The following is a 22,796-nucleotide window of genomic DNA, read 5'->3' as shown; positions in this document are numbered from 1 at the left end:
AGCCGTGGCATACTACGGCTCTTTTACTTGATTCTTATCGTGTTATGAATGCAACTATTTGGATGGCTCTGGCTTTAGTGTTGATATTGGAAGGGTTGGGCCCTTTACTGTCGCCACGCATATGGCGGCGGATGATTTTGTCAATGGTGCAGTTGCCGGATACGCTACTGCGTCGTTTTGGCGGTGGACTGGTGGTGGCAGGAGCGGTTATTTACTATATGGTCAGCATCCGTAGCGGTGGTTGAAAGGACAAAAATAAGATGTTCTGTGTGTTGCGTGACCTGTGACAAAAAACCAGTCAATGGTAGGTTAAAAGAGCTGAAAGACGTGTTTTACGATGGTAGAATCCTTTTTTAAGCAATCGGTGATTTTGATAAATGGGTAAGAATGTCGTCGTACTGGGCACCCAATGGGGTGACGAAGGTAAAGGAAAGATTGTTGACCTCCTGACCGAACGTGCAAAGTATGTTGTACGTTATCAAGGGGGCCATAACGCTGGCCATACGCTAGTCATCAACGGTGAAAAAACCGTCCTCCACTTAATTCCCTCTGGCATCCTGCGTGAAAATGTGACCAGCATCATCGGCAACGGTGTGGTGCTGTCTCCTGCTGCGCTGATGAAAGAGATGAAAGGTTTGGAAGATCGCGGTTTCCCGGTACGCGAACGTCTGGTTATCTCCGAAGCTTGTCCGCTGATTCTGGAATACCATGTGGCGCTGGATGTGGCACGTGAGAAAGCGCGTGGGGCGAAAGCGATCGGTACCACGGGTCGCGGTATTGGCCCGGCTTACGAAGACAAAGTTGCTCGCCGCGGTTTGCGTGTTGGAGACCTGTTTGACAAGGACACCTTCGCCGCCAAGCTGAAAGAAGTGATGGAATATCATAACTTCCAATTAGTGAACTACTATCAGGAAGAAGCGGTTGATTACCACAAAGTACTCAACGATATGCTGGCCGTCGCCGATGTTCTGACTGGCATGGTGGTTGATGTGGCCGAACTGCTGGATAACGCGCGTCAGCGTGGCGATCTGATTATGTTCGAGGGCGCGCAGGGGACGTTGCTGGATATCGACCACGGCACTTATCCGTATGTGACCTCGTCTAACACCACGGCGGGTGGTGTGGCAACCGGCTCAGGCATCGGTCCACGCTATGTGGATTACGTGCTGGGGATCGTTAAGGCGTACTCTACGCGTGTGGGCGCCGGTCCATTCCCTACCGAGTTGTTTGATGAAACAGGCGAGTATCTGTGCGCGAAAGGCAATGAGTTTGGCGCCACCACGGGCCGTCGTCGCCGTACCGGTTGGCTGGATGCGGTTGCGGTGCGTCGTGCGGTGCAGATCAACTCCCTTTCCGGTTTTTGTATGACTAAACTGGATGTGTTGGATGGCCTGAAAGAAGTAAAAATCTGCGTGGCTTATAAGATGCCAGATGGACGTGAAGTGACCACCACGCCATTGGCGGCAGAAGGTTGGGAAGGCATTGAACCCATTTATGAAACACTGCCAGGCTGGAGCGAAAGCACCTTTGGCGTGAAGACGCTTGATGGTCTGCCACAGGCAGCACGTGATTACATCAAGCGTGTTGAAGAAGTGACGGGGGTGCCGATAGATATTATTTCTACCGGCCCGGATCGCAGCGAGACGATGATTCTGCGAGATCCCTTTGACGCATAATGCGGTTTTTGAGGCCGGGCTTTGCCCGGCCTTACTCATTTCTCCACGTTTTCCAGTCTGCTTTCTCTTTCTCATCGTTTGCTGAAATAAAATGCCCCCGAATGTGAAGGCTGGTTTATCATCATTTATAACACACTCATTTTTGGGCGGATTAGTGCTGTTTCTGGCACTGCTCAGGCTGTTAGAGGTATCAGGCGATGCAGTGCAAAGTCTGCAGGCCGTGCTGGATGAGGACACCGTGAGCGATTGGCTGGTTGCTGACCCCCATCCACTCTACCAATTATTGCTGATTGAATGTTGTTCAATCGGCAACTGATGACAACGGAGGAACCGCTATGTCAAAAGATCCTTTTCAGGAACGGGAAGCTGAAAAATACGAAAATCCCATTCCCAGTCGCGAATTTATTCTCGCTCATCTCGATAAACGCGAAAAACCAGCCAGCCGTGAAGAACTGGCGACTGAACTGTCTATTTCCGGCGAAGAGCAGACCGAAGCCCTGCGTCGCCGTTTGCGCGCGATGGAGCGGGACGGGCAGTTAGTCTTCACCCGTCGCCAGTGCTATGCGCTGCCGGAACGTCTGGATCTGCTGCGCGGCAAAGTCATTGGCCATCGTGACGGCTTCGGTTTTTTACGCGTTGAAGGCAGTAAAGATGATCTCTATCTTTCTGCCGAGCAGATGAAAATGTGTATGCACGGCGATGTGATCCTGGCCCAGGCCATGGGCGCTGATCGTAAAGGTCGCCGTGAAGCACGGGTTGTTCGCGTACTGGAGCCGCGTAATAACCAGATTGTCGGTCGCTACTTTACTGAAGCGGGTATCGGTTTTGTCGTGCCGGATGACAGTCGCCTGAGTTTCGATATCCTGATCCCGCCAGAAGATCTGATGAGCGCCCGAATGGGTTTTGTGGTAGTGGTGGAGTTGGTGCAGCGTCCTACTCGCCGCAGTAAAGCGGTGGGTAAAGTGGTTGAAGTCTTGGGTGATAATATGGGTACCACGATGGCGGTCGAAATGGCGCTGCGTACCCATGATATTCCCCACAGCTGGCCAGAGGCGCTTGAGCGCCAGATTGCTCAATTGAAAGAGGAAGTGCCGGAAGAGGCGAAAGTGGGGCGGGTGGATCTGCGTGATCTGCCGTTGGTCACTATTGATGGTGAAGACGCCCGCGATTTTGACGATGCGGTATTCTGTGAAAGAAAACGTGGCGGCGGCTGGCGTTTGTGGGTGGCTATCGCCGACGTCAGTTATTATGTCCGTCCTGGTACGCCGCTGGACGATGAAGCGGTCAATCGGGGAACCTCGGTCTATTTTCCCTCACAGGTGATTCCGATGCTGCCGGAGGTGCTGTCTAATGGTCTGTGTTCGCTGAATCCGCAGGTGGATCGCCTGTGTATGGTTTGTGAGATGACTATTTCCGCCACCGGTAAGCTAACGGGTTATAAGCACTACGAAGCGGTGATGAATTCTTGGGCGCGTCTCACCTACAACAAGGTCTGGAGCATTTTGCAAGGCGACCAGGCGCTGCGTGAGCAATACCAGCCGCTGGTGAAAGATCTGGAAGAACTGCACCGGATGTATCTGGTACTGGAAAAATCTCGCGAGCGACGCGGCGGCATTTCGTTTGAAACAGATGAAGCGAAGTTCATTTTTAACGCTGATCGTCGCATCGAGCGCGTGGAACAGGTGTCCCGCAATGATGCGCATAAGTTGATCGAAGAGTGCATGATCCTCGCTAACATTGCATCGGCGCGATATGTTGAAAAACACAACGAGCCCGCACTGTTTCGCGATCACGATCGCCCCAGCGAAGAAAACATTAAGAGCTTCCGTTCGGTGCTGAATGAGCTGGGGCTCACGTTGGGGGGCGGCAACAAACCACATCCGCTGGATTATGCCGAGCTGTTGCACCAAATCTCCAGCCGTCCTGACGCGGAGATGTTGCAAACCATGTTGTTGCGTTCCATGAAACAGGCGGTGTATGACCCGGAAAACCGGGGGCACTTCGGCCTGGCGCTGGCCTCGTACGCGCACTTTACGTCGCCAATTCGACGCTACCCAGATCTGCTGTTGCACCGCGCTATTAAATATCTGCTGGCGAAAGAAAATGGTGTGCTGAAAGGGAACACGACGCCAACAGGCGGTTTCCACTACGACCTGCAACAGATGCTCCAGTTAGGTCAGCACTGTTCGATGACTGAGCGGCGGGCCGATGAAGCCACACGTGATGTCGCCGATTGGCTGAAGTGTGACTTTATGCAGGATCAGGTCGGTGAGACCTTTACTGGCGTTATCTCCAGCGTTACTGGTTTTGGCTTCTTTGTTCGCCTGACCGATCTGTTTATCGATGGTCTGGTACATGTCTCGACGCTGGATAACGACTACTATCGTTTCGATGCGGTGGGGCAGCGTCTGATTGGTGAATCCAGCGGGAAAACCTACCGCCTGGGCGATACGGTTGAAGTGCGGGTTGAAGCGGTGCATATGGACGAACGTAAAATCGATTTCGCACTGATCTCCAGCCAGCGTAAACCGCGTGGTGAAGGTAAAACTGAACGTGATCGGGCGAAAAAGAGCGCATCGCAACAACCTGGCAAACGTCGTCGTGATCAGAGCAAAAAGGCTAACTTCGAGCCAGATAGCGTGTTCCGCGCGGGTAAAGAGCAACAGGATACCCGCGTGAAAAAAGATAAAAAACCGAAAAAGCCGTCAGATAAAACCCGTAAAGTCGCTGGCGCAGCCCGTTCCAGACGAGCGGCGAAAAAGAAATCTGACAGCCCGGCATAACGTATAAAATGACCAACTGAGTAACTGATTAATGAGTGAGATTGTTTTTGGGCTCCATGCCGTGCAGGCGTTGCTCGATCGTGACCCGCAACGCTTTCAGGAAGTATTCATCCTCAAAGGCCGCGATGATCGCCGTTTACAGCCGTTGGTGAAGGCGTTGGAAGCCCAGGGCGTGGTTATCCAGCTTGCCAGCCGCCAGTGGCTGGACAGCCAGGTCGAAGGCGGTGTGCATCAAGGGATTGTGGCGAAAGTGAAGGCTGGGCGGCAGTATCAGGAGAATGATCTGCCTGATCTGTTGGCAGACCTGACGGCACCGTTTCTGCTGATCCTTGACGGCGTTACCGATCCACATAATCTGGGCGCCTGCCTGCGAAGTGCCGATGCGGCAGGTGTCCACGCGGTGATTGTTCCGCGAGATCGCTCCGCGCCACTGAATGCGACGGCAAAAAAAGTGGCCAGCGGTGCCGCTGAGCATGTCCCGCTGATCCGGGTGACCAATCTGGCGCGTACCATGCGACTGTTACAGGACGCGAACATCTGGATTGTGGGCACGGCGGGTGAAGCCGACCACGATGTTTACCAGAGCAAATTAACCGGGCCAATAGCGCTGGTGATGGGAGCGGAAGGTGAAGGTATGCGCCGTCTGACCCGCGAACATTGTGATGAGCTGATCAGTATTCCGATGGCGGGCAGTGTCTCCTCGCTGAATGTCTCCGTGGCGACCGGAATCTGTCTGTTTGAGGCGGTGCGTCAGCGCAAAGCCTGATTGGCTGGCTGGCCCTGTTCTGGGGCCAGTCTGTTATCCCTGATCCCCATTTCTTACGTAACTCCACGTGCCCTTGCTTACCCTGAATTTGCCAGGGAGAAAACTCACAAGGACTGTAATCAGCCGCGCCTCCAGTGAATCAGAACGGTGAGCGTCCGTTACTTCTCGCCTGGGGGAGGAACGGGTGGGCCGTAAAGGATGGCGGTTGAATACCAGTAGCCTGGCATCACCGTTTCGCTGACCAGTTGGATCCGATACCAGGTGGCTCCGGCTGTGGTGGCTTTAGCGGCGATGGCGCGTTCGGCATCGTCGGGCGAGCCGCGCACGGTGACGCTGATGGTCCCTAAACGTCGCAGGTTCAGCGTTTGCGCCCGATTAATTTCCTGCGCTTTTGGCCCGGCAGGCGGCGGCGCCTTCGGCGTGACATTAAACTGGCTGCAACTGAGCAGCAGCAAGGTGAAGAAACAGAGTCGTAACCGACGCATCATGGTGGTCTCATCAGTGGGATAGCGAGAGTGTAAGCTATCCCGAGATATTGTTAAGCTTTTACGGTCAATACCCGCCCCATAGCGTGCTAAAGCAGGTAATCAGGGAGGCACAATGAATGATTGTAATCACCACCGATACGTTTGCTGGCAGCCAACGATACAGGCAAGGGCGGATGTGGAACGTTCGATCCCGAGTAGAAGGGCGATGGCGAGGGTTTTCATGATTCAACTCCCAATCAGGGAATGGAACTGACGTGAACGTCAGCGTCGTGGCATAAGCACCCCCTCTAATTTAGTCCTCTTCCCGCTAAAAGGTATTCGTCATTCTTGTTTATTTTGGCGGCGAGATGTTTCCTCATAACGTGCCTGAACGGATGATTTGTTGCACGTTGCGCGCCAGGCTTCGTTGAATGTTGCCGGAACGGGCAAATAATGTGCCGCGCACCGCGACTTTGACTTGAGTTATCCCGCCGTCGCCAGTATGATTACGCGTCAATTTTTTCAGCCGTACAAACATACACGTTCCTTGCTTCCATGGGCCGCGGCTGACCCTGACAGGAGGCTGAATAATCCGTAAGGAGCAAATTCGATGCGTCATTACGAAATCGTATTTATGGTTCATCCTGACCAAAGCGAACAGGTTCCTGGCATGATCGAGCGTTACACTGCCACCATCACTGGTGCAAACGGTACGATCCACCGCCTGGAAGACTGGGGCCGCCGTCAGTTAGCTTACCCGATCAACAAACTGCACAAAGCTCACTACGTTCTGCTGAACGTTGAAGCTCCGCAGGAAGCGATCGATGAGCTGGAAACAAACTTCCGCTTCAACGACGCCGTTATCCGCAGCATGGTTATGCGTGTTAAGCACGCGGTAACTGAAGCATCTCCGATGGTTAAAGCGAAAGACGAGCGACGTGATCGTCGTGAAGATTTTTCTGGCGAAACCTCTGATGATGTAGATGTTGGGGATTCTGAAGAGTAATTGACCGTGACGGCTAATTGGCTGACGTTGTCTGGCACTGTGTGTAAGACGCCGATGCATAAAGTGAGCCCGTCAGGTATTCCACACTGTCAGTTGGTGCTTGAACACCGTTCAGAACAGGTGGAAGCCGGTTTTTCCCGGCAAGCCTGGTGTCGGATGCCGGTAATTATCAGCGGCAAAGCCCATCAGGCCATTACTCAAAGTATAACGGTCGGTATGATTCTTACTGTTTCAGGATTTATTAGCAGCCATCAAGGGCGCAATGGACTGAATAAAATGGTATTGCATGCCGAGCAGATTGAATTGATAGATTCTGGAGACTAGCCTAATGGCACGTTATTTCCGTCGTCGCAAGTTCTGCCGTTTCACCGCGGAAGGCGTTGTTGAGATTGATTACAAAGATATCGCAACGTTGAAAAACTACATTACCGAAAGCGGTAAAATTGTTCCGAGCCGTATTACCGGTACTCGGGCAAAATACCAGCGTCAGCTGGCTCGCAGCATCAAGCGCGCTCGCTACCTGTCCCTGCTGCCATATACTGATCGTCATCAGTAATCGGCCGCTGTCTATATAACGACTTTAAGAGGATAAGGTAATGCAAGTTATTCTGCTTGATAAAGTAGCAAACCTGGGCAGCCTGGGTGATCAGGTTAACGTTAAAGCGGGCTACGCTCGTAACTTCCTGGTTCCACAGGGTAAAGCTGTTCCTGCTACCAAGAAAAACGTTGAATTCTTCGAAGCACGTCGTGCAGAGCTGGAAGCCAAACTGGCTGACGTTCTGTCTGCGGCTAATGCGCGTGCTGAGAAAATCAATGCGCTGGGTACCGTGACCATCGTGTCTAAAGCAGGCGACGAAGGTAAACTGTTTGGTTCTATCGGGACTCGCGATATCGCTGACGCTGTTAACGCGGCGGGTGTTGAAGTGGCGAAAAGCGAAGTTCGTTTGCCAAACGGTGTTCTGCGCACTACTGGCGAGCATGAAGTGAGCTTCCAGGTTCACAGCGAAGTCTTCGCTAAACTGATCGTCAGCATCGTTCCTGAAGCCTAATCGTTTTAGTGACGAGTAAAACAAACGCCAGCCTTGTGCTGGCGTTTTTGTTACACCTTTTTTTCCTCGGCAGGGGATTATTTACCTTTGTCATCAAGCAATGGTGTGCCGTAAGGCAGATTTGCCTGGTGGACTCGCAGAAAAGAGCCGTCCGGCTGGCGGGTAAACAACACTTGTCCGTTGTCACTGTCGATGGTGAGCCCCGTCACGACTCCCTGAGCATTTTGCCGGATTTTTACTGCCTGTCCGGTTTGCAGATGACTGAGAGGCTTGTCATCTCCTTCTACCTGAGCCATTGCAAAGACATCATTGACCGGCAGGTTATTATCACGAAACAGCTGCGCCAGCGTCTGGCCAGAAGCGATTTGATAGCCGCGCCATTGCCCTGCTGAATCCACCGGCCCATGGGGCTGAACGGACTGCCTTGCCGGCGCAGTAACCGATTGCTGATTATTGAGTTCGGCCTGGATGGGAATGTTGGCTCCTGCTGGATTGCTGGTCGGTATTGATGTTGAGGTCTGTTGAGACATCGAAGACGGCCAGAGAAAGGCCATCAGGATTATGACGATAGCGAGAATGATGCCGCGACGATGGAAAGGGGGAAGAGGATCCATCCAGTGCACGGTATCTGGCAGATGCCAGATTTGGCTGAGCAATTGCGGTACTCGTGCTGCTGAAGGCGCTTTGGGCATAGTGTCCTCCTCCTCCTGACGCGAACCTCGCGCGAATAGTGAGCTTTTAGCTAACCGTTATAACGAACCGTTTAGTGAAAGCGGTTGGCTTTTCCATCGCCTGTGGGCAAGATGGCCCATTCTGACTTTGACTACAATATAGCTGATAACGCATTGTCCGTGCAGAGTTTATTGCGTCAATAGAATAAGCTATTGTTCCCTTTTGCTGGCGAAAAGTCACCTAAAGAAGATGGCATTTTACGCCCGCAGCCTGCACTGTTATGCTCCGTCTTCGGTTTTATTAATGATGAAAGGAAAAACCATGACATCCCCTTCTTTTGACAGCGTGGAAGCGCAAGCAAGTTACGGTATCGGTTTACAGGTTGGCCAGCAATTGCTGGAGTCTGGGTTGCAAGGGTTGCAGCCAGAAGCATTGCTGGAGGGCCTGCGCGATGCGCTGGAAGGGAATGCCCCGGCAGTACCTGTTGATGTGGTACACCGTGCGCTGCGTGAAGTTCATGAGCGTGCTGATGCAGTCCGTCGTGAGCGCCAGCAGGAAATGGCTGCTGACGGTCAGAAATACCTGGAAGAGAACCGCAAGCGTGAAGGCGTGAGTTGTACTGAATCAGGTCTGCAGTTCAGCGTGATTTCTCAAGGTGATGGCACCATTCCATCTCGTCAGGATCGCGTACGTGTTCATTACACGGGCAAGCTGATCGATGGCACCGTGTTTGACAGTTCCGTACAGCGTGGTCAACCAGCGGAGTTCCCGGTCAGCGGGGTTATCCCTGGTTGGATTGAGGCGTTGACGCTGATGCCGGTGGGATCGAAATGGGAACTGGTGATCCCTCAGAATCTTGCTTACGGTGAGCGTGGCGCGGGCGCTTCTATCCCACCGTTCAGCACATTGATCTTTGAAGTTGAGTTGTTGGATATTCTGTAAAAACGGATAATGTCAGCCCATTGTATTGATATGGGCTGATATTAGGATATAAATAATAACCGGATATATATCATCGCTATTTTTTTATTGGTAACACGGATGTTTTTTTCTGCTTTTTAAATTACAACTATTGTTTTTTATTGATTTAAATAGCTTATTTTTGTCATATAATTCTTATTATTAATTTTTTCTTTTTTATAATTTTAAGTTTCCTCACATCCCGTCTTTCAATGGGTTGACTCTCATTGTTTTTTCGAATAAGTTCTATCTCGCAAAGAAAAATCTCTGGCGAATATTTATTAATTATTAAGGAAAATACTATGCGTGAATTAAATATGACGGAAGTTTCTTCAGTGTCAGGTGCTGGTATCATTACTGATATCACCTCTGGCAGTATCATTAATGGCATTTACTCTGGTATTGGCAGCGCTATCGGTGGTCTTGCCGATACTGCGCTGTCCTCTATTTTTGGCACGACTACCAATTTCTCTGATGCTACTGCCACTATTGGTCTGGGACTGAGTCAGGTGTTTTTTCAGGGCAATCTGATTAAAGGAGCCTCTAATATCCAGAGTGGTATTTCTGGCATAATTGATGGTGTTGCATCGTTGCTTTCATAAGAAAAATAAGCCTGTTATTTTATTTATCAGGTAAAGAGTAAAGAATATAATTCTCTTTTGGTTTCTTAACTACACAACAGGCTCATTTTGATTAAAACCAGCTTTGCGAATTTATGTTCAAGGGGCTGGTTTATGGTGCGTGCATTTTCAGTATGGATCTTTCGTCTGACGATTGATTTCGCCAGTTCAGACGTAATCATCACATCAGGGATTGCTTCGGGAATTTCATCAGACTTCGGAAATGCCTTTTCCTGCATTCAGACGGGTATTGGCAGATCATTGCCGATATGCCGACTGCATTTTCCTGCGTTTATAAAAAAGCCAACCCGTTATTTCTGGCTGACTTTTTTATTGAGTCAATTAAAGACAGCGTCTTCCTCTCTCACGGGGTCAGCTTGATGTGATAAATGGCGAATCCGGTCTCATCAGTCCCCACTTTATGCACAGGATAACTGGCGTACTGTTGGATAAATGCAGCCGCTTTCGCACTGGGGGCGGTTTCAAAGCGGATATCCAGTGGTGTCTTGCTGTCTATTGGTGCCAGCATCCAGTTATTATCACGTTGCGGTTTTACCTCGCCATGTATTTTAGTCTGCGCGGCAATATAAGCGGCAACGATGGAGCGGTTCTCATCTGGCGCAGCGAAGGCCACATGGCTGTCTCCTGTGCCAGCAAATTTCCCGCCATAAGCGCGGTAGTTGTTGGTGGCGACCAGGAAAGTGGCATCAGGATCCAGCGGTTTTCCTTTAAAGGTCAGCTCGCGGATCCGTGAGGCTTGATCATTAATCAACTGGCATTCAGTGTCGTAGCGTGCGGGTTGGGTCACATCAATACGGTATTGCACCCCGTCAATGACATCAAAGTTATAGGTGCGGAAGTTCCAGTTAATCAGCGCCTGCGGTTTGCTGCTGGTCGGGTCTATCTGGTTGAATTGTCCGGCCGAGCACTCCAGCCATTCCTTTACCTCTCTGCCCGTCACTTTCATCGCCACCAGCGTGTTGGGGTAAAGGTATAAATCCGCAGCATTACGAAACGTGAGTGGCCCTTTTTCCACTTCGACATAGCTGGCCGGATCGTTTTTGCGTCCCCCGGCTTTGAAAGGTGCAGCGGCAGACAGCACTGGCAGATTGGCCAGATCCGGGTCACCCTGGATAAAGCGCTCGACATAATCACGTTGCGCATTATTGACGATCTGTACGGTAGGGTCGTCCTGTACCAGCGACAGGTAGCTGTACATAACATCGGCTGATTTACCGATCGGTTGACTGACAAATTCACGGGTGGCCAGGTGATCGTCTTTTAGCACTTTCATCAGCGCGGGATCTTCAGCCGCGCGTGATTTTTTTGTCGCCGTGTCATAAATCGGGCGGGCTTCAGCTTTCGCACGGCTGACTTGCCAGCGACCGCTATCATTATTCAGCACCAGATCGACCACGCCGAGATGGTCGCCCCACATGCCGGGCATCACTGCAGGAATGCCATTCAGCGTCCCTTTGGCGATATCAGCGCCGTTGATGGCGGAAAAATCATTACTGGGGAAAACCGCATGAGCGTGACCAAAGAGAATGGCATCAATACCGGGAACCTGGCTGAGGTAATACACCGAGTTCTCGGCCATTGCGCGATAAGGATCGCCTGACAGGCCGGAGTGCGGAATGGCAACGACCAGATCGGCACCCTGTTTGCGCATTTCCGGTACCCATTTACGGGCGGTTGCGGTGATGTCATCAACGGTGATTTTTCCGCTGAGGTTCTTTTTATCCCATAGCATAATCTGTGGGGGAACGAAACCGATATAGCCAACGTTTAAGCGATGTATTTTCCCTTCACGGTCAGTGACCTGGATGGCTTTAATCAGGTAAGGCGTAAACATTGGTCGGCCTGTTTTACGGTCGATGATATTGGCATTGATGTAGGGGAAACGAGCGCCATTGATGGCTTTATGCAGATAGTCCAGCCCGTAGTTGAATTCATGATTACCGAGGTTACCCACGGTATAATCCAGCGTATTCATCGCTTTGTAGACCGGATGCACCTCGCCGTGCTGAAGGCCTTTTGCCGCGATGTAATCGCCTAATGGACTACCCTGAATAATATCACCGTTATCCACTAATACGCTGTTGCTGGCTTCTTTACGGGCGGCTGCAATCAGGGTGGCAGTACGCACCAGACCGAATTTCTCGACCGGGGTATCTTTGTAATAGTCAAAGTCCATCATATTACTGTGCAGATCGCTGGTTTCCAGCAAACGGAAATCAACGGTAGCGGCGTGCAACGCGGGACCGATCAGCAGAGCTGTCAGTGTTACAAAAGGCTTAATCATCATTTTCTCCATAAAATCAGCAGCCAAAGATCCATAACATCTCAGATATTGATGAGGCTGTTACCTTATGTCTCACATATATGTGATCTGATACAAACATTCACCACTTATAACGACTTTCGGAGGTTCAGCCAGTCCGCCATGCGTACTATTCAGCGATAGCGTGTCAAAAAAAGCAGACTTGGAGCCAGGGAATGTATTATGCTATTGATAATTAAGGTTAACTGTTAGTTTTTACTCTGAAACATCAGGCTGCCTGTTTGAGGAAGACTTGTCGCGATCAGCTACTATTACCAATAATGGTTTTTGCCGGGCGGAACCAACTGGCTAAGCCCGCTTGCCTGAACGGCGGTATCCGGATAAAAATGCGAATCAAGAGGTGAAAAATGCTAGATAAAATTTGCCAGCTGGCACGGGAAGCGGGCGATGCCATCATGAAAGTGTATGATGGACAGGCACCGCTTGATGTCTCGCATAAAGCAGATGATTCACCCGTGACCGCGGCGGATATTGCCGCGCACAAGGTGATTGTGCAGGGGCTGTCTGCACTTGATCCAGATATCCCGGTGTTGTCGGAAGAAGATCCGCCAGCCTGGGAGGTCCGTCGGCACTGGCGACGTTACTGGTTAGTTGACCCGCTGGATGGCACCAAAGAGTTTATCAAGCGTAACGGCGAGTTCACCGTTAACATTGCGTTGATCGACAATGGCAAGCCGGTGCTGGGGGTGGTATATGCCCCGGTGCTGGGTGTGATGTATTCCGCTGCGGATGGTAAAGCCTGGAAAGAAGAGGGCGGGCATAAAGAACTAATTCGAGTGCGCGAGGCCCGACCTCCGTTAGTGGTCGTCAGCCGTTCGCATGCGGATAGCGAGCTGGAGGATTATCTCAGCCAACTGGGTGAGCACCAGACTACAGCAATTGGCTCCTCACTGAAGTTCTGCCTGGTCGCGGAGGGCAAAGCGCAGCTTTATCCACGTTTTGGACCGACCAATATTTGGGATACGGGCGCGGGCCATGCGGTGGCCATTGCGGCAGGCGCACATGTTCATGACTGGCAGGGAAAGACGCTGGACTATGCGCCACGCGAATCTTTCCTTAATCCTGGTTTTCGCGTTTCCATTTTCTGACCACCCCTTGTAGGCGAATACATTCGTCTTTCTGACATCCGGTTCACTTCGTCGGTAAAGGCGGCATCATTACGCTGAGGTATGAATAGCGATGTCGCCTGCCTGTTGCAGTCCCTGCCTATTGCTCCCGTTCTGTTCCTGTTGTCAAAGTCGTTCCCCCTGCCATCGATTTCCACGGTTGGAACCCGCAGTCCGCCACAAACTTATGTGTAGCGGTAGTCAGCGGTGGTAACAGGATAAAAAATGCACGCCCGGCTTGTCGCCTCCTTCAAACGGTAAAGGACCGGTTGGTCATATTCCTGTCATCATTATCACTGATGATCTCACTGTTGCTTCACGGGTAACACATTTGCAACAAACGGCACAATTTTTTAAATCATGAAGGTTTATACTGTTAAACCATCTTAAGCTGATAGAGCGTACTGTCATGATCTGTAAAAACAGTAAAAAAATTCAATTCCAGACGTTGTGAATTCGATATTGGTTTATAGTAAATGCACTTTGCGCTGCAAAGATCCGTACCGAGCTTGGACACGGCGTAGCGCGTATCATTTTTCAGGAGTAGAAACAGAATGAAAATATTCCAGCGATACAACCCCTTTCAGGTAGCCAAATACGTGAAAACCCTGTTTCGCGGTAGGATATATATCAAGGATGTAGGCGCATTCGAATTTGATCAGGGTAAGATCCTGACCCCGCGTGTTAAAGATAAACAGCACTATAGCGTGATGTCAGAAGTCAACCGCCAGGTGTTGCGTCTACAGAGTGAATTTAACTGATAAAACGAAGGCGCGGGATACCGCGCCTTTTTGCTAATGTTTGTTCGGGGAGCGTCAGCGGCTCATCAGGACGCCTTCCCATAACCGCTGAGTTACACCCCCGTTCATGGTGTGAGTGACGGGGGCTGACAGTGCTTAAGAATGCTCTTTCTCGGCGTCTTCCTCTGCCCGGGCCGGTACTGTCCCCGCTGTTGTCGGGCGGGCATCAATACGGGTGACCAGCAATTGATCGATACGATAGCTGTCAATATCCACTACCTCGAACTTGTAGCCATGGAACTTAACGAAATCGGTACGTTTGGGGATTTTACGCAGCATGAACATCATAAAACCGCCGATGGTTTCGTAATTGTCGGACTGCGGGAACTCGTCGATATGCAGTACGCGCATCACGTCATCAATTGGCGTACCGCCTTCTACCAGCCATGAGTTTTCGTCACGCGCGACGATCTGCTCTTCCATACCCTGACCGACCAAATCTCCCATCAAGGTGGTCATGACGTCGTTGAGGGTAATGATGCCTACCACCAGGGCGTATTCGTTCATGATCACCGCAAAGTCTTCACCGGCGGTTTTGAAACTTTCTAATGCCTCTGACAGCGTTAGCGTATCAGGGACTATCAACGCTGCCCGGATCTGCACGCCACTGTTCAGCGCCATACTCTGATGCCCCAGTACCCGCAGCAACAGCTCTTTGGAATCGACATAGCCAACAATATGGTCAATATCCGCGTTACAGACCAGGAATTTGGAGTGCGGGTGGTTGGCAATTTTTTCTTTCAGGCTGGCCTCGTCTTCATGCAGATCAAACCACACCACGTTCTCACGTGAGGTCATGGAAGAAGGCACGGTACGCGATTCCAGCTCGAACACATTTTCAATCAGTTCATGTTCCTGTTTACGCAGCACGCCAGCCAATGCACCGGCTTCAAATACCGCATAAATATCATCGGAAGTGATATCATCCTTGCGTACTAGCGGGATTTTCAACAGGCGGAACATGATATTGGCGCCGCCGTTAAAGAACCAGACCAACGGACGGAAAATCGTCAGGCAGAATCGCATTGGATTGATGGTTTTCAGCGCGACGTTCTCCGGGGCGATCATCCCCAGACGCTTCGGAAAGAGATCCGCGAACAGAATAAACAGACTGGTCACCAGGGTGAATGAACAAATAAAGCTCAGTTTTTCTACCAATTCTGCGCTGACTCTACCGGTGAATAATTCTTGAAAAATCGGTGAAAAAGCGGAATCACCTACAATACCGCCGAGGATAGCTACCGCGTTGAGGCCAATTTGTACCACGGTGAAAAACATGCCCGGGGATTCCTGCATATCCAGTACGCGCTGAGCATTAATATTTCCTTCGTCCGCCAGTAACTTGAGCTTGATTTTGCGTGCAGCCGCCAGAGAGATTTCTGAAAGTGAAAAAAATGCGCTGATCGCGATCAGCAATAAGATGACAAGCAAACTGTCTAACATAAAACATCCATAAAATGGCTCACTCAGTCGCTTTTGGGTAAAAACGCCGTGGCCCTGGGTTAATCACCTGTCATTTTTGGCCTGGGCAGCGTGTAAGGATCTGCGTAATCATGTCCCGTTCAGTGAGGCTGGGCTATCCGTGCCAAAAATGTCTGCGTCAGTCCGGCTGAGTAGCCGGGGCAGAATACCAACAAGCCAGTAGGCGGCTTGTCTGAGTAGTGGATTATAGCTGCGGTGGCGATCGCTTACAATTACAGCGCTTGCGTATGGGTCATTTCGTTATCGGAATGCTGCCTGACTGCATAAGATTCATCTGACAGTGAGAAAACTGTGGCTTTAGCATCGCATCCGATAACGATCCTATGTTGTATCGTGTCCGTTCTTTGCACACAATATGTCAAAAATTTGGCTTTAGCAGTAAAAAAACGTCAAGTCAGCGAAATCCTGGCCAGATCTGGCCCGGTTTCTTTGAGAAAATAACAGAAGACGTTGTGCCCATTTGGAATCAGGGCCGGCCACAAAATCAGGAGTTAGCGTGCCACGAATTCATGTGTATTGCATGTTGTGTCTGATCGCCGTCGTACCTGTCGTCCAGGCCGCGACAGTGCGTTTACAGGTGACAGGTTTATCTGGGGAATTACAAAGTAATGTTCGTGCCCGGCTTTCCACTATTTCCAGCGATGAGGTTTCTGCGGATGGTCGGTTCCGGGCGCGAGTGCGTGAGGCGATTAAAGAAGGCCTGAAAGCGTTGGGCTATTACGAACCGACGATCACTTTTGAGCTACGGCCCCCCCCTGAGGGGGGAAAGCGCCCGGTTCTGCTGGCGAAAGTCACGCCGGGGGAACCTGTCAAGCTGGTCGGTGAAACCGTGGTTTTCCGTGGTGGAGCCAGTAAAGATGCGGATTATCTGGCACTACGGCGCGCAGGCCGGGATAAAATTGGCAACGTGCTGAATCATGGCGACTACGATAGCTTTAAAAGCTCGCTGAACAATATGGCGCTGCGGAAAGGTTATTTCGATGCTGACTTCACCAAAAGCCAACTGGGGGTTTCCGTCCCCCGGCGGGAAGCTTTCTGGGATATTGACTACAACAGTGGTGATCGCTACCGCTTTGGCGAGGTCAGTTTTGAAGGCTCGCAGATCCGCGAAGAATATCTGCGAAATTTGATCCCGTTCAAGAAGGGGGATTATTACGATTCTCGCTCTCTGGCTGAGTTGAATCGCCGTCTGTCTGCTACCGGTTGGTTTAATTCTGTTGTGGTCGCGCCGCAGTTCAGTCAGGGACGTCAAACTAAAGTTCTGCCGTTGCATGGTGTGGTCAGCCCACGCACGGAAAACACCATTGAAACTGGAGTGGGCTATTCCACTGACGTTGGTCCCCGCGTGAAAGCCACATGGAGAAGACCGTGGGTTAACTCTTACGGTCACAGCTTTAGCACCAGCGCCAATGTTTCGGCACCTGAGCAGCAACTGGATTTCAATTATAAGATCCCACTACTAAAAGCGCCCCTTGAACAGTACTACCTGCTGCAAGGGGGGCTGAAAAGAACCGATCTGAACGATACCAAAGCCGACTCCGCCACATTGGGAGGCTCGCGCTACTGGGAGTCGTCTTCCGGCTGGCAGCGCGCCATTAATCTGCGTTGGAGCCTTGATGACTTTACCCAGGCCAATGTCTCCGACACCACGATGTTGATTTACCCCGGTGTAAGTATCAACCGTACCCGTTCTCGTGGCGGCCTGATGCCGATCTGGGGAGATTCGCAGCGTTATTCAGTGGATGTCTCTAACACCCGTTGGGGGTCAGATATCGATTTTGTCATCATGCAGGCGCAAAACGTCTGGATACGTACGTTGGCAGAGAAGCACCGCTTTGTGGTGCGCGGCAACCTGGGCTGGATTGAAACCAGTGATTTTGACCGTGTTCCGCCGAGTCTGCGTTTTTTCGCCGGGGGCGATCGCAGCATTCGCGGCTACAAATACCAGGGCGTCTCCCCACGGGATGACGACGGCAAGCTGACCGGGGCCTCCAGGCTGGTCACCGGTTCGTTAGAGTATCAGTACAACATCTCGGGGCGGTGGTGGAGTGCGATGTTTATCGATTCAGGAGAAGCGGTGAACGATATCAGACAGAGCGATTTTAAAACCGGTGCCGGTTTTGGCGTGCGCTGGCAGTCACCGGTCGGGCCGATCAAACTGGATATTGCTCGCCCGATTGGCGATGATCAACACCGGAACATACAGTTTTATATCGGATTGGGGCCTGAACTATGAGTCGTTGGAAGAAGGTCCTGATTGGCATAGTGATTTTCCTGCTGTTGCTGTTGGGCGGCCTGGTCTGTTTAATCGCCACCACGCCCGGTTTGCATCTGGTACTGAATGGCGCGACGCGTTGGGTTCCGGGATTGGCGATCAAACAGGTCGATGGCGGCTGGCGTAATCTTCGGCTTAGCGGTGTGCAGTATGAAATGCCGGGTCTCACGGTTAATGTCGGCGAGTTCCATCTGGCGCTGCAACTGAGCTGCCTGAAAAACAGCGCATTCTGCGTGAACGATCTGTCGTTGAAGGATGTCAACGTGGTGGTGGACAGCCAAAAAATGGCGCCTGCTGCGCCCGCCCCGGCGGAAGATGGGTCATCTTCTGGCGACCTGAGTACGCCTTATCCCATCACCTTGCGTAATCTGGCCTTGCATAATATCAATGTGAAGGTGGATGACACGGCGATTTCATTGGCGGATTTCACCTCCGGCATCGACTGGCGGCAGCGCGCGTTGACTCTGACGCCGACGCACATTCAGGGGCTGCTCATTGCGTTGCCGAAAGTGGCTAAGGTGACCAGTGAACCCACGCCACCGCCAAAACCGGATCAACAGCCGTTGGGCGACATGCTGAAAGCAATGTTCGCTAAGCCTCTGTTGCCTGACTTGCCGGATGTCAAACTGCCGCTGGATGTGGATATCCAGCAGATCCTCGGTGAGCAACTGCACATTACCGGCGATACCGACATTGCGGTGACCCGTCTGGTGCTGAAGGCTAAAACACAGGATCGTCTGTTGCATCTGCAAACACTGACGGTGGACTCACCTCAGGGACAATTGAATGCTCAGGGGCAGGCGACACTGGCGGACCACTGGCCAGTGAGCTTCACGCTGTACAGTGCGGTGAATATTGACCCGATCAAGGGTGAGAAAATCAAATTGACCGTGGATGGCGGTCTGCGCGAACAACTGAATATGGCGGTTAACCTCTCTGGTCCGGTACAGGTACAACTGAATGCGCAAACCCGCCTGTCTGACGCCGGGCTGCCGCTGTCGGTAACCTTGCAGAGCCCACAGTTGCGCTGGCCGTTGACTGGTGCCATGCAATACCAGGTGGATAACCTCAATTTCAGCGTTAAAGGCAAGGCGACAGATTATGTCATGTCACTGAAAACCGCGCTGAAAGGGCAAGCGATCCCTCCGGCTACGTTAACGCTGGATGGAAAAGGCAACGTTGAACAGTTCTCTCTGGATAAACTGCGCCTCACTGCGCTGGAAGGTCAGACCGACCTGACGGCCGTGGTGGACTGGAGTAAAGCGATCAGTTGGCGCAGTGAACTGACGTTGTCAGGCATCAACACCGCGCGACAGTATCCTGACTGGCCAGCGAAGCTGGAGGGTAAAATTACCACGCGTGGTAGCCTGTATGGTGGTAGCTGGCAAGTGCGCGTTCCGGAGCTGAAGCTGCGTGGTAATGTGAAGCAGAATGCGGTGAGCGCCGATGGTTCCCTTTACGGTAACAGCTATAACCAGTGGGATATTCCCGCTATCAGGCTGGTGCTGGGCCGTAACCATGTCGATCTGAAAGGTTCGCTGGGCGATAAGCTGAATCTGGACGCTAACATTGATGCCCGCTATCTGGATAATGCGTTGCCAGGTCTGGGCGGTGTGGTGAAAGGGACTCTCAAAGCGCGAGGTGAGCAGCGGACGCCGCAACTGTTGGTTGACCTGGCGGCAACGGGGTTGCGCTGGCAGGCGATGAGCATTGGTCATGTTGCCCTGCAGGGCGATATCCGTTCTGACCCGCAGATCCAGGGCAAACTGGCGCTGCGGGTTGAACGACTGAAACAGGACGCGCTGGATATTTCCCAACTGAAGCTGGATGCCAGCGGCAGCGAAAGACAGCACCAGTTGAAACTGACCGTGGAGGGTAAGCCGGTCTCTGGTCAATTGCAGCTTAACGGTAGTTTTGATCGTCAGGCGCAACGCTGGCAGGGCACCTTGAATAATACCCGTTTTGATACACCGGTCGGGGAATGGCGTTTAACACGGGCTATTGCGCTGGATTATCTCAACAGCAGGCAGACCGTTTCCATTGGCGCACACTGCTGGCTGAACCCGCATGCCGAGTTGTGTGTGCCGCAGACCATTGAAGCGGGCGCCTCCGGTGAGGCGAAAGTGGTGCTTAATCGTTTCGATCTGTCCATGGTGCAGCCATTCCTCGGCGATGAAACCAAACTCAGCGGGGTGTTTAGTGGGGAGGCGAATGTCAGTTGGACGGCTGATGGTGCTTTGCCCCAGGGGCGTGTATCGCTGAAAGGTAACGGCGTGAAGGTTGAACAGGACATTCAGGGCAACATCCTGCCGATAGCGTTCGATACGCTGAACCTGAATGCGGCGATGCGTAATGGCAAGGCGCAGCTCGACTGGCTGATCCGCATCGCGAAGAATGGTCAATTGGATGGTAACGTGCAGATTGCCGACCCACAGGCCAGGCGTACACTTTCCGGCAATGTCAACATCACCGGGGTGGATCTGGCGATGCTCAACCCGGCGTTGATGCAAAGTGAAAAAGTCGCCGGGATGCTGAACAGTAACCTGAGGCTGGGCGGTAGTTTGCAAACGCCGCAGGTGTTCGGTCAGCTGGGGCTGAAAAATGTTAATGTGAAAGGCAGCTTTATGCCATTCGATCTCACCTCGGCCAACCTCAACATGGCTTTTAACGGTATGAATTCGACGCTGGAAGGGCTGCTACAGACGTCTCACGGGCAGATCGCGTTGAACGGCGATGCGGACTGGAGCAAGCTGGATGCCTGGCGGGCGCGTATTGCCGCTAAAGGCGACCGGGTTCGCGTGACGGTACCGCCGATGGTGCGGATGGATGTTTCACCGGATCTGGTGTTTGCCGCCACGCCGCAACTGTTCAATCTTAATGGTCGGGTGGATATCCCCTGGGCGCGCATCACCGTGCAGGAAGTGCCGCAGAGCGCGGTCGGCGTTTCTCCTGACGAAGTGCTGTTGGATGAGAACCTGAAACCGATCGCCACGCAGAGTACCTCCATCCCGATCAACAGCAACCTGGTCATTCATGTCGGGGATGACGTACGGATCAGCGCGTTTGGCCTGAAGGCGCAACTGAATGGCGATCTGAAGCTGGTACAGGATAAAAGGGGGCTGGGCCTCAACGGGCAAATCAATATCCCTTCCGGTCGCTTCCATGCTTATGGGCAGGATCTGATTGTGCGTAAAGGCGAGCTGCAGTTTGCCGGACCGGCGGATCAACCTTATCTCAATATTGAGGCGATCCGTAATCCGGATGCCACTGAGGATGATGTTACTGCCGGGATCCGGGTGACCGGACTGGCGGATGAACCGAAGGCGGAAGTCTTCTCAGACCCGAGCATGTCACAGCAGGAAGCATTGTCTTATTTGTTGCGTGGACAGGGGCTGGACGCCTCCGGGAGCGATAGTGCCGCATTAACCTCAGCGTTGCTTGGATTGGGGCTTGCGCAAAGTGGGCAGGTTGTGGGTAAAATCGGGGAGACTTTTGGCGTCAGTAATCTCGCACTGGATACCACGGGTGTTGGTGACAGTCAGCAGGTTCAGGTCAGCGGTTATGTGTTGCCGGGGTTACAGGTAAAATATGGTGTTGGCATATTTGATTCATTGGCGACCCTGACCTTACGTTATCGTCTGATGCCCAAACTCTATTTGGAAGCGGTATCTGGCATAGACCAGGCCCTTGATGTGCTCTATCAGTTTGAGTTTTAGCAATGCGAATAATTGTCTATGGCAGTTTACGGCGTAAGCAAGGCAACAGCCACTGGATGACCAATGGTCAGTGGCTGGGGGATTATCAGATCGATGGCTTCGAGTTGTATAGCCTGGGCCATTATCCCGGCGTGGTAGCGGGTAATGGGCAGGTATATTGCGAGGTATACCGGATTGATGTCTCCACACTGGGCGAGCTTGACGCACTCAGAACGAAAGGCGGGGAATATAAGCGCGAACTGGTGCCGACCCCCTATGGTAGCGCCTGGCTTTACGTGTACCAGCGTTCAGTCAAGGGGAAAGAGCAGATCCTTAGCGGTGACTGGGTTCGCCGTGATGAACAGGCGCCCACCTGAGGTGCTTTGCAAATAAAAACACCGCTCATTGAGCGGTGTTTTTTTCATGCGGGAGAAAAATTATTTCTTCGCAGCACGTTCAAAAGAGGCCACGATTTCAGCTTTAGCGGCTTCAGCGTTATCCCAGCCTTCCACTTTCACCCATTTGCCTTTTTCCAGAGCCTTGTACTGTTCGAAAAAGTGGGTAATTTGCGCCCGCAACAGTTCTGGCAGATCGTTCACATCTTTGATGTGATCGTACTCTTTGCTCAGCTTGGTGTGCGGAACCGCAACCAGTTTGGCGTCTTCACCCGATTCGTCGGTCATTTTGAGCACGCCAACCGGACGACAACGGATAACGGAGCCAGGTTGCAGTGGATAAGGGGTAGGGACCAGAACGTCTACCGGGTCGCCGTCCAACGACAAGGTGTGGTTGATGTAACCGTAGTTGCACGGGTAGAACATCGCGGTAGACATAAAGCGGTCAACGAACAGCGCGCCAGAAGCTTTGTCGACTTCATATTTGATTGGATCAGCATTGGCCGGGATCTCAATAACAACGTAAATATCTTCTGGCAGATCTTTACCCGCTGGAACCTGGTTCAAACTCATGGGTTAATTCCTTACATATCAGTCTTAATCACGTGACGCCCATTATAGCCAACTGATGCTGAAAGTATCCCCCCTTTTTGGCCTTTAGGAATGCTCCCGTAGGGTGTTGAACGACCACGACTTCCCA

The 22,796-nt window shown here is 51.9% G+C and carries 21 protein-coding genes; 15 read left to right on the top strand and 6 right to left on the bottom strand.

Annotated features, from left to right (window positions below; all coding sequences use genetic code 11):
* Window positions 1-44: 44 nt before the first annotated feature.
* The 4 genes from EH228_RS09320 to rlmB all read left to right on the top strand — a co-directional run bounded on the left by EH228_RS09320 (window position 45) and on the right by rlmB (window position 5,225).
* Complete coding sequence (locus EH228_RS09320) at window positions 45-245, top strand: DUF2065 domain-containing protein (protein ID WP_152321406.1); 201 nt, start codon at window positions 45-47, stop codon at window positions 243-245.
* A 132-nt stretch (window positions 246-377) separates the two neighbouring features.
* Window positions 378-1,676, top strand: a complete 1,299-nt coding sequence (locus EH228_RS09315) for an adenylosuccinate synthase (RefSeq protein WP_152321405.1) — start codon at window positions 378-380, stop codon at window positions 1,674-1,676.
* Window positions 1,677-2,011: 335 nt separating this feature from the next.
* Window positions 2,012-4,459 (top strand): ribonuclease R, encoded by a 2,448-nt coding sequence (gene rnr / locus EH228_RS09310; protein ID WP_152321404.1) that lies wholly within the window; start codon window positions 2,012-2,014, stop codon window positions 4,457-4,459.
* A gap of 31 nt (window positions 4,460-4,490) precedes the next feature.
* The gene (rlmB, locus tag EH228_RS09305; RefSeq protein ID WP_152321403.1) at window positions 4,491-5,225 is read left to right on the top strand and encodes a 23S rRNA (guanosine(2251)-2'-O)-methyltransferase RlmB; all 735 of its coding nucleotides are present in this window, start codon (window positions 4,491-4,493) and stop codon (window positions 5,223-5,225) included.
* A gap of 158 nt (window positions 5,226-5,383) precedes the next feature.
* On the opposite strand, the gene bsmA is transcribed toward rlmB, so the two are convergent.
* Window positions 5,384-5,710: a biofilm peroxide resistance protein BsmA gene (gene bsmA / locus EH228_RS09300; RefSeq protein ID WP_152321453.1), complete on the bottom strand. Its 327-nt coding sequence runs from the start codon at window positions 5,708-5,710 to the stop codon at window positions 5,384-5,386.
* Window positions 5,711-6,068: 358 nt separating this feature from the next.
* Window positions 6,069-6,230: a hypothetical protein gene (locus EH228_RS20195; protein ID WP_193323308.1), complete on the bottom strand. Its 162-nt coding sequence runs from the start codon at window positions 6,228-6,230 to the stop codon at window positions 6,069-6,071.
* Window positions 6,231-6,302: 72 nt separating this feature from the next.
* On the opposite strand from EH228_RS20195, the gene rpsF reads away from it, so the two are divergent.
* Genes rpsF through rplI form a run of 4 tightly spaced genes read left to right on the top strand, consistent with a single transcriptional unit; the run spans window position 6,303 to window position 7,747 of the window.
* Window positions 6,303-6,698: a 30S ribosomal protein S6 gene (rpsF, locus tag EH228_RS09295; RefSeq protein WP_152321402.1), complete on the top strand. Its 396-nt coding sequence runs from the start codon at window positions 6,303-6,305 to the stop codon at window positions 6,696-6,698.
* A gap of 6 nt (window positions 6,699-6,704) precedes the next feature.
* Window positions 6,705-7,022, top strand: coding sequence for a primosomal replication protein N (priB, locus tag EH228_RS09290; RefSeq protein ID WP_152321401.1), 318 nt, complete (start codon window positions 6,705-6,707; stop codon window positions 7,020-7,022).
* Window positions 7,023-7,026: 4 nt separating this feature from the next.
* Window positions 7,027-7,254, top strand: a complete 228-nt coding sequence (gene rpsR, locus EH228_RS09285; RefSeq protein WP_152321400.1) for a 30S ribosomal protein S18 — start codon at window positions 7,027-7,029, stop codon at window positions 7,252-7,254.
* A 40-nt stretch (window positions 7,255-7,294) separates the two neighbouring features.
* The gene (rplI, locus tag EH228_RS09280) at window positions 7,295-7,747 is read left to right on the top strand and encodes a 50S ribosomal protein L9 (RefSeq protein ID WP_152321399.1); all 453 of its coding nucleotides are present in this window, start codon (window positions 7,295-7,297) and stop codon (window positions 7,745-7,747) included.
* Window positions 7,748-7,824: 77 nt separating this feature from the next.
* Here rplI and EH228_RS09275 read toward each other — a convergent pair whose 3' ends face one another.
* On the bottom strand, window positions 7,825-8,439 hold the full coding sequence (locus EH228_RS09275) for a LysM-like peptidoglycan-binding domain-containing protein (protein WP_152321398.1): 615 nt from the start codon (window positions 8,437-8,439) through the stop codon (window positions 7,825-7,827).
* 301 nt (window positions 8,440-8,740) lie between these two features.
* On the opposite strand from EH228_RS09275, the gene fklB reads away from it, so the two are divergent.
* Together fklB and EH228_RS09265 are read left to right on the top strand one after the other, a co-directional pair.
* Complete coding sequence (gene fklB / locus EH228_RS09270; protein ID WP_152321397.1) at window positions 8,741-9,361, top strand: BamJ family beta-barrel-assembly machinery protein; 621 nt, start codon at window positions 8,741-8,743, stop codon at window positions 9,359-9,361.
* Between the two features lie 320 nt (window positions 9,362-9,681).
* Complete coding sequence (locus EH228_RS09265) at window positions 9,682-9,981, top strand: hypothetical protein (RefSeq protein ID WP_152321396.1); 300 nt, start codon at window positions 9,682-9,684, stop codon at window positions 9,979-9,981.
* Between the two features lie 382 nt (window positions 9,982-10,363).
* Here EH228_RS09265 and EH228_RS09260 read toward each other — a convergent pair whose 3' ends face one another.
* Complete coding sequence (locus tag EH228_RS09260; protein WP_152321395.1) at window positions 10,364-12,304, bottom strand: bifunctional 2',3'-cyclic-nucleotide 2'-phosphodiesterase/3'-nucleotidase; 1,941 nt, start codon at window positions 12,302-12,304, stop codon at window positions 10,364-10,366.
* 386 nt (window positions 12,305-12,690) lie between these two features.
* On the opposite strand from EH228_RS09260, the gene cysQ reads away from it, so the two are divergent.
* Both cysQ and EH228_RS09250 read left to right on the top strand, forming a co-directional pair.
* Window positions 12,691-13,431, top strand: a complete 741-nt coding sequence (gene cysQ / locus EH228_RS09255; protein ID WP_152321394.1) for a 3'(2'),5'-bisphosphate nucleotidase CysQ — start codon at window positions 12,691-12,693, stop codon at window positions 13,429-13,431.
* A gap of 572 nt (window positions 13,432-14,003) precedes the next feature.
* On the top strand, window positions 14,004-14,210 hold the full coding sequence (locus EH228_RS09250; RefSeq protein WP_152321393.1) for a DUF1107 domain-containing protein: 207 nt from the start codon (window positions 14,004-14,006) through the stop codon (window positions 14,208-14,210).
* A 135-nt stretch (window positions 14,211-14,345) separates the two neighbouring features.
* Here EH228_RS09250 and paeA read toward each other — a convergent pair whose 3' ends face one another.
* The gene (gene paeA / locus EH228_RS09245) at window positions 14,346-15,692 is read right to left on the bottom strand and encodes a polyamine export protein PaeA (protein WP_152321392.1); all 1,347 of its coding nucleotides are present in this window, start codon (window positions 15,690-15,692) and stop codon (window positions 14,346-14,348) included.
* Window positions 15,693-16,251: 559 nt separating this feature from the next.
* On the opposite strand from paeA, the gene tamA reads away from it, so the two are divergent.
* The 3 genes from tamA to EH228_RS09230 are packed head-to-tail and all read left to right on the top strand — an operon-like array spanning window position 16,252 to window position 22,078.
* Window positions 16,252-17,967: an autotransporter assembly complex protein TamA gene (gene tamA, locus EH228_RS09240; protein WP_152321452.1), complete on the top strand. Its 1,716-nt coding sequence runs from the start codon at window positions 16,252-16,254 to the stop codon at window positions 17,965-17,967.
* Entirely contained in the window at window positions 17,964-21,722 is a 3,759-nt protein-coding gene (tamB, locus tag EH228_RS09235; RefSeq protein WP_152321391.1) for an autotransporter assembly complex protein TamB, read from the top strand. The genes tamA and tamB overlap by 4 nt, the downstream gene beginning before the upstream one ends.
* 2 nt (window positions 21,723-21,724) lie before the next feature.
* Window positions 21,725-22,078, top strand: coding sequence for a gamma-glutamylcyclotransferase family protein (locus EH228_RS09230; RefSeq protein WP_152321390.1), 354 nt, complete (start codon window positions 21,725-21,727; stop codon window positions 22,076-22,078).
* Between the two features lie 60 nt (window positions 22,079-22,138).
* Here EH228_RS09230 and ppa read toward each other — a convergent pair whose 3' ends face one another.
* Window positions 22,139-22,669, bottom strand: a complete 531-nt coding sequence (gene ppa, locus EH228_RS09225) for an inorganic diphosphatase (RefSeq protein WP_152321389.1) — start codon at window positions 22,667-22,669, stop codon at window positions 22,139-22,141.
* Window positions 22,670-22,796 lie beyond the last annotated feature (127 nt).

Origin of the sequence: Erwinia endophytica (assembly GCF_009295515.1) — a bacterium.
Taxonomy (GTDB): Bacteria; Pseudomonadota; Gammaproteobacteria; order Enterobacterales; family Enterobacteriaceae; genus Erwinia; species Erwinia endophytica.
Note: the sequence above shows the minus strand (reverse complement) of the source record. Positions and strands in the feature narration are given on the sequence as shown.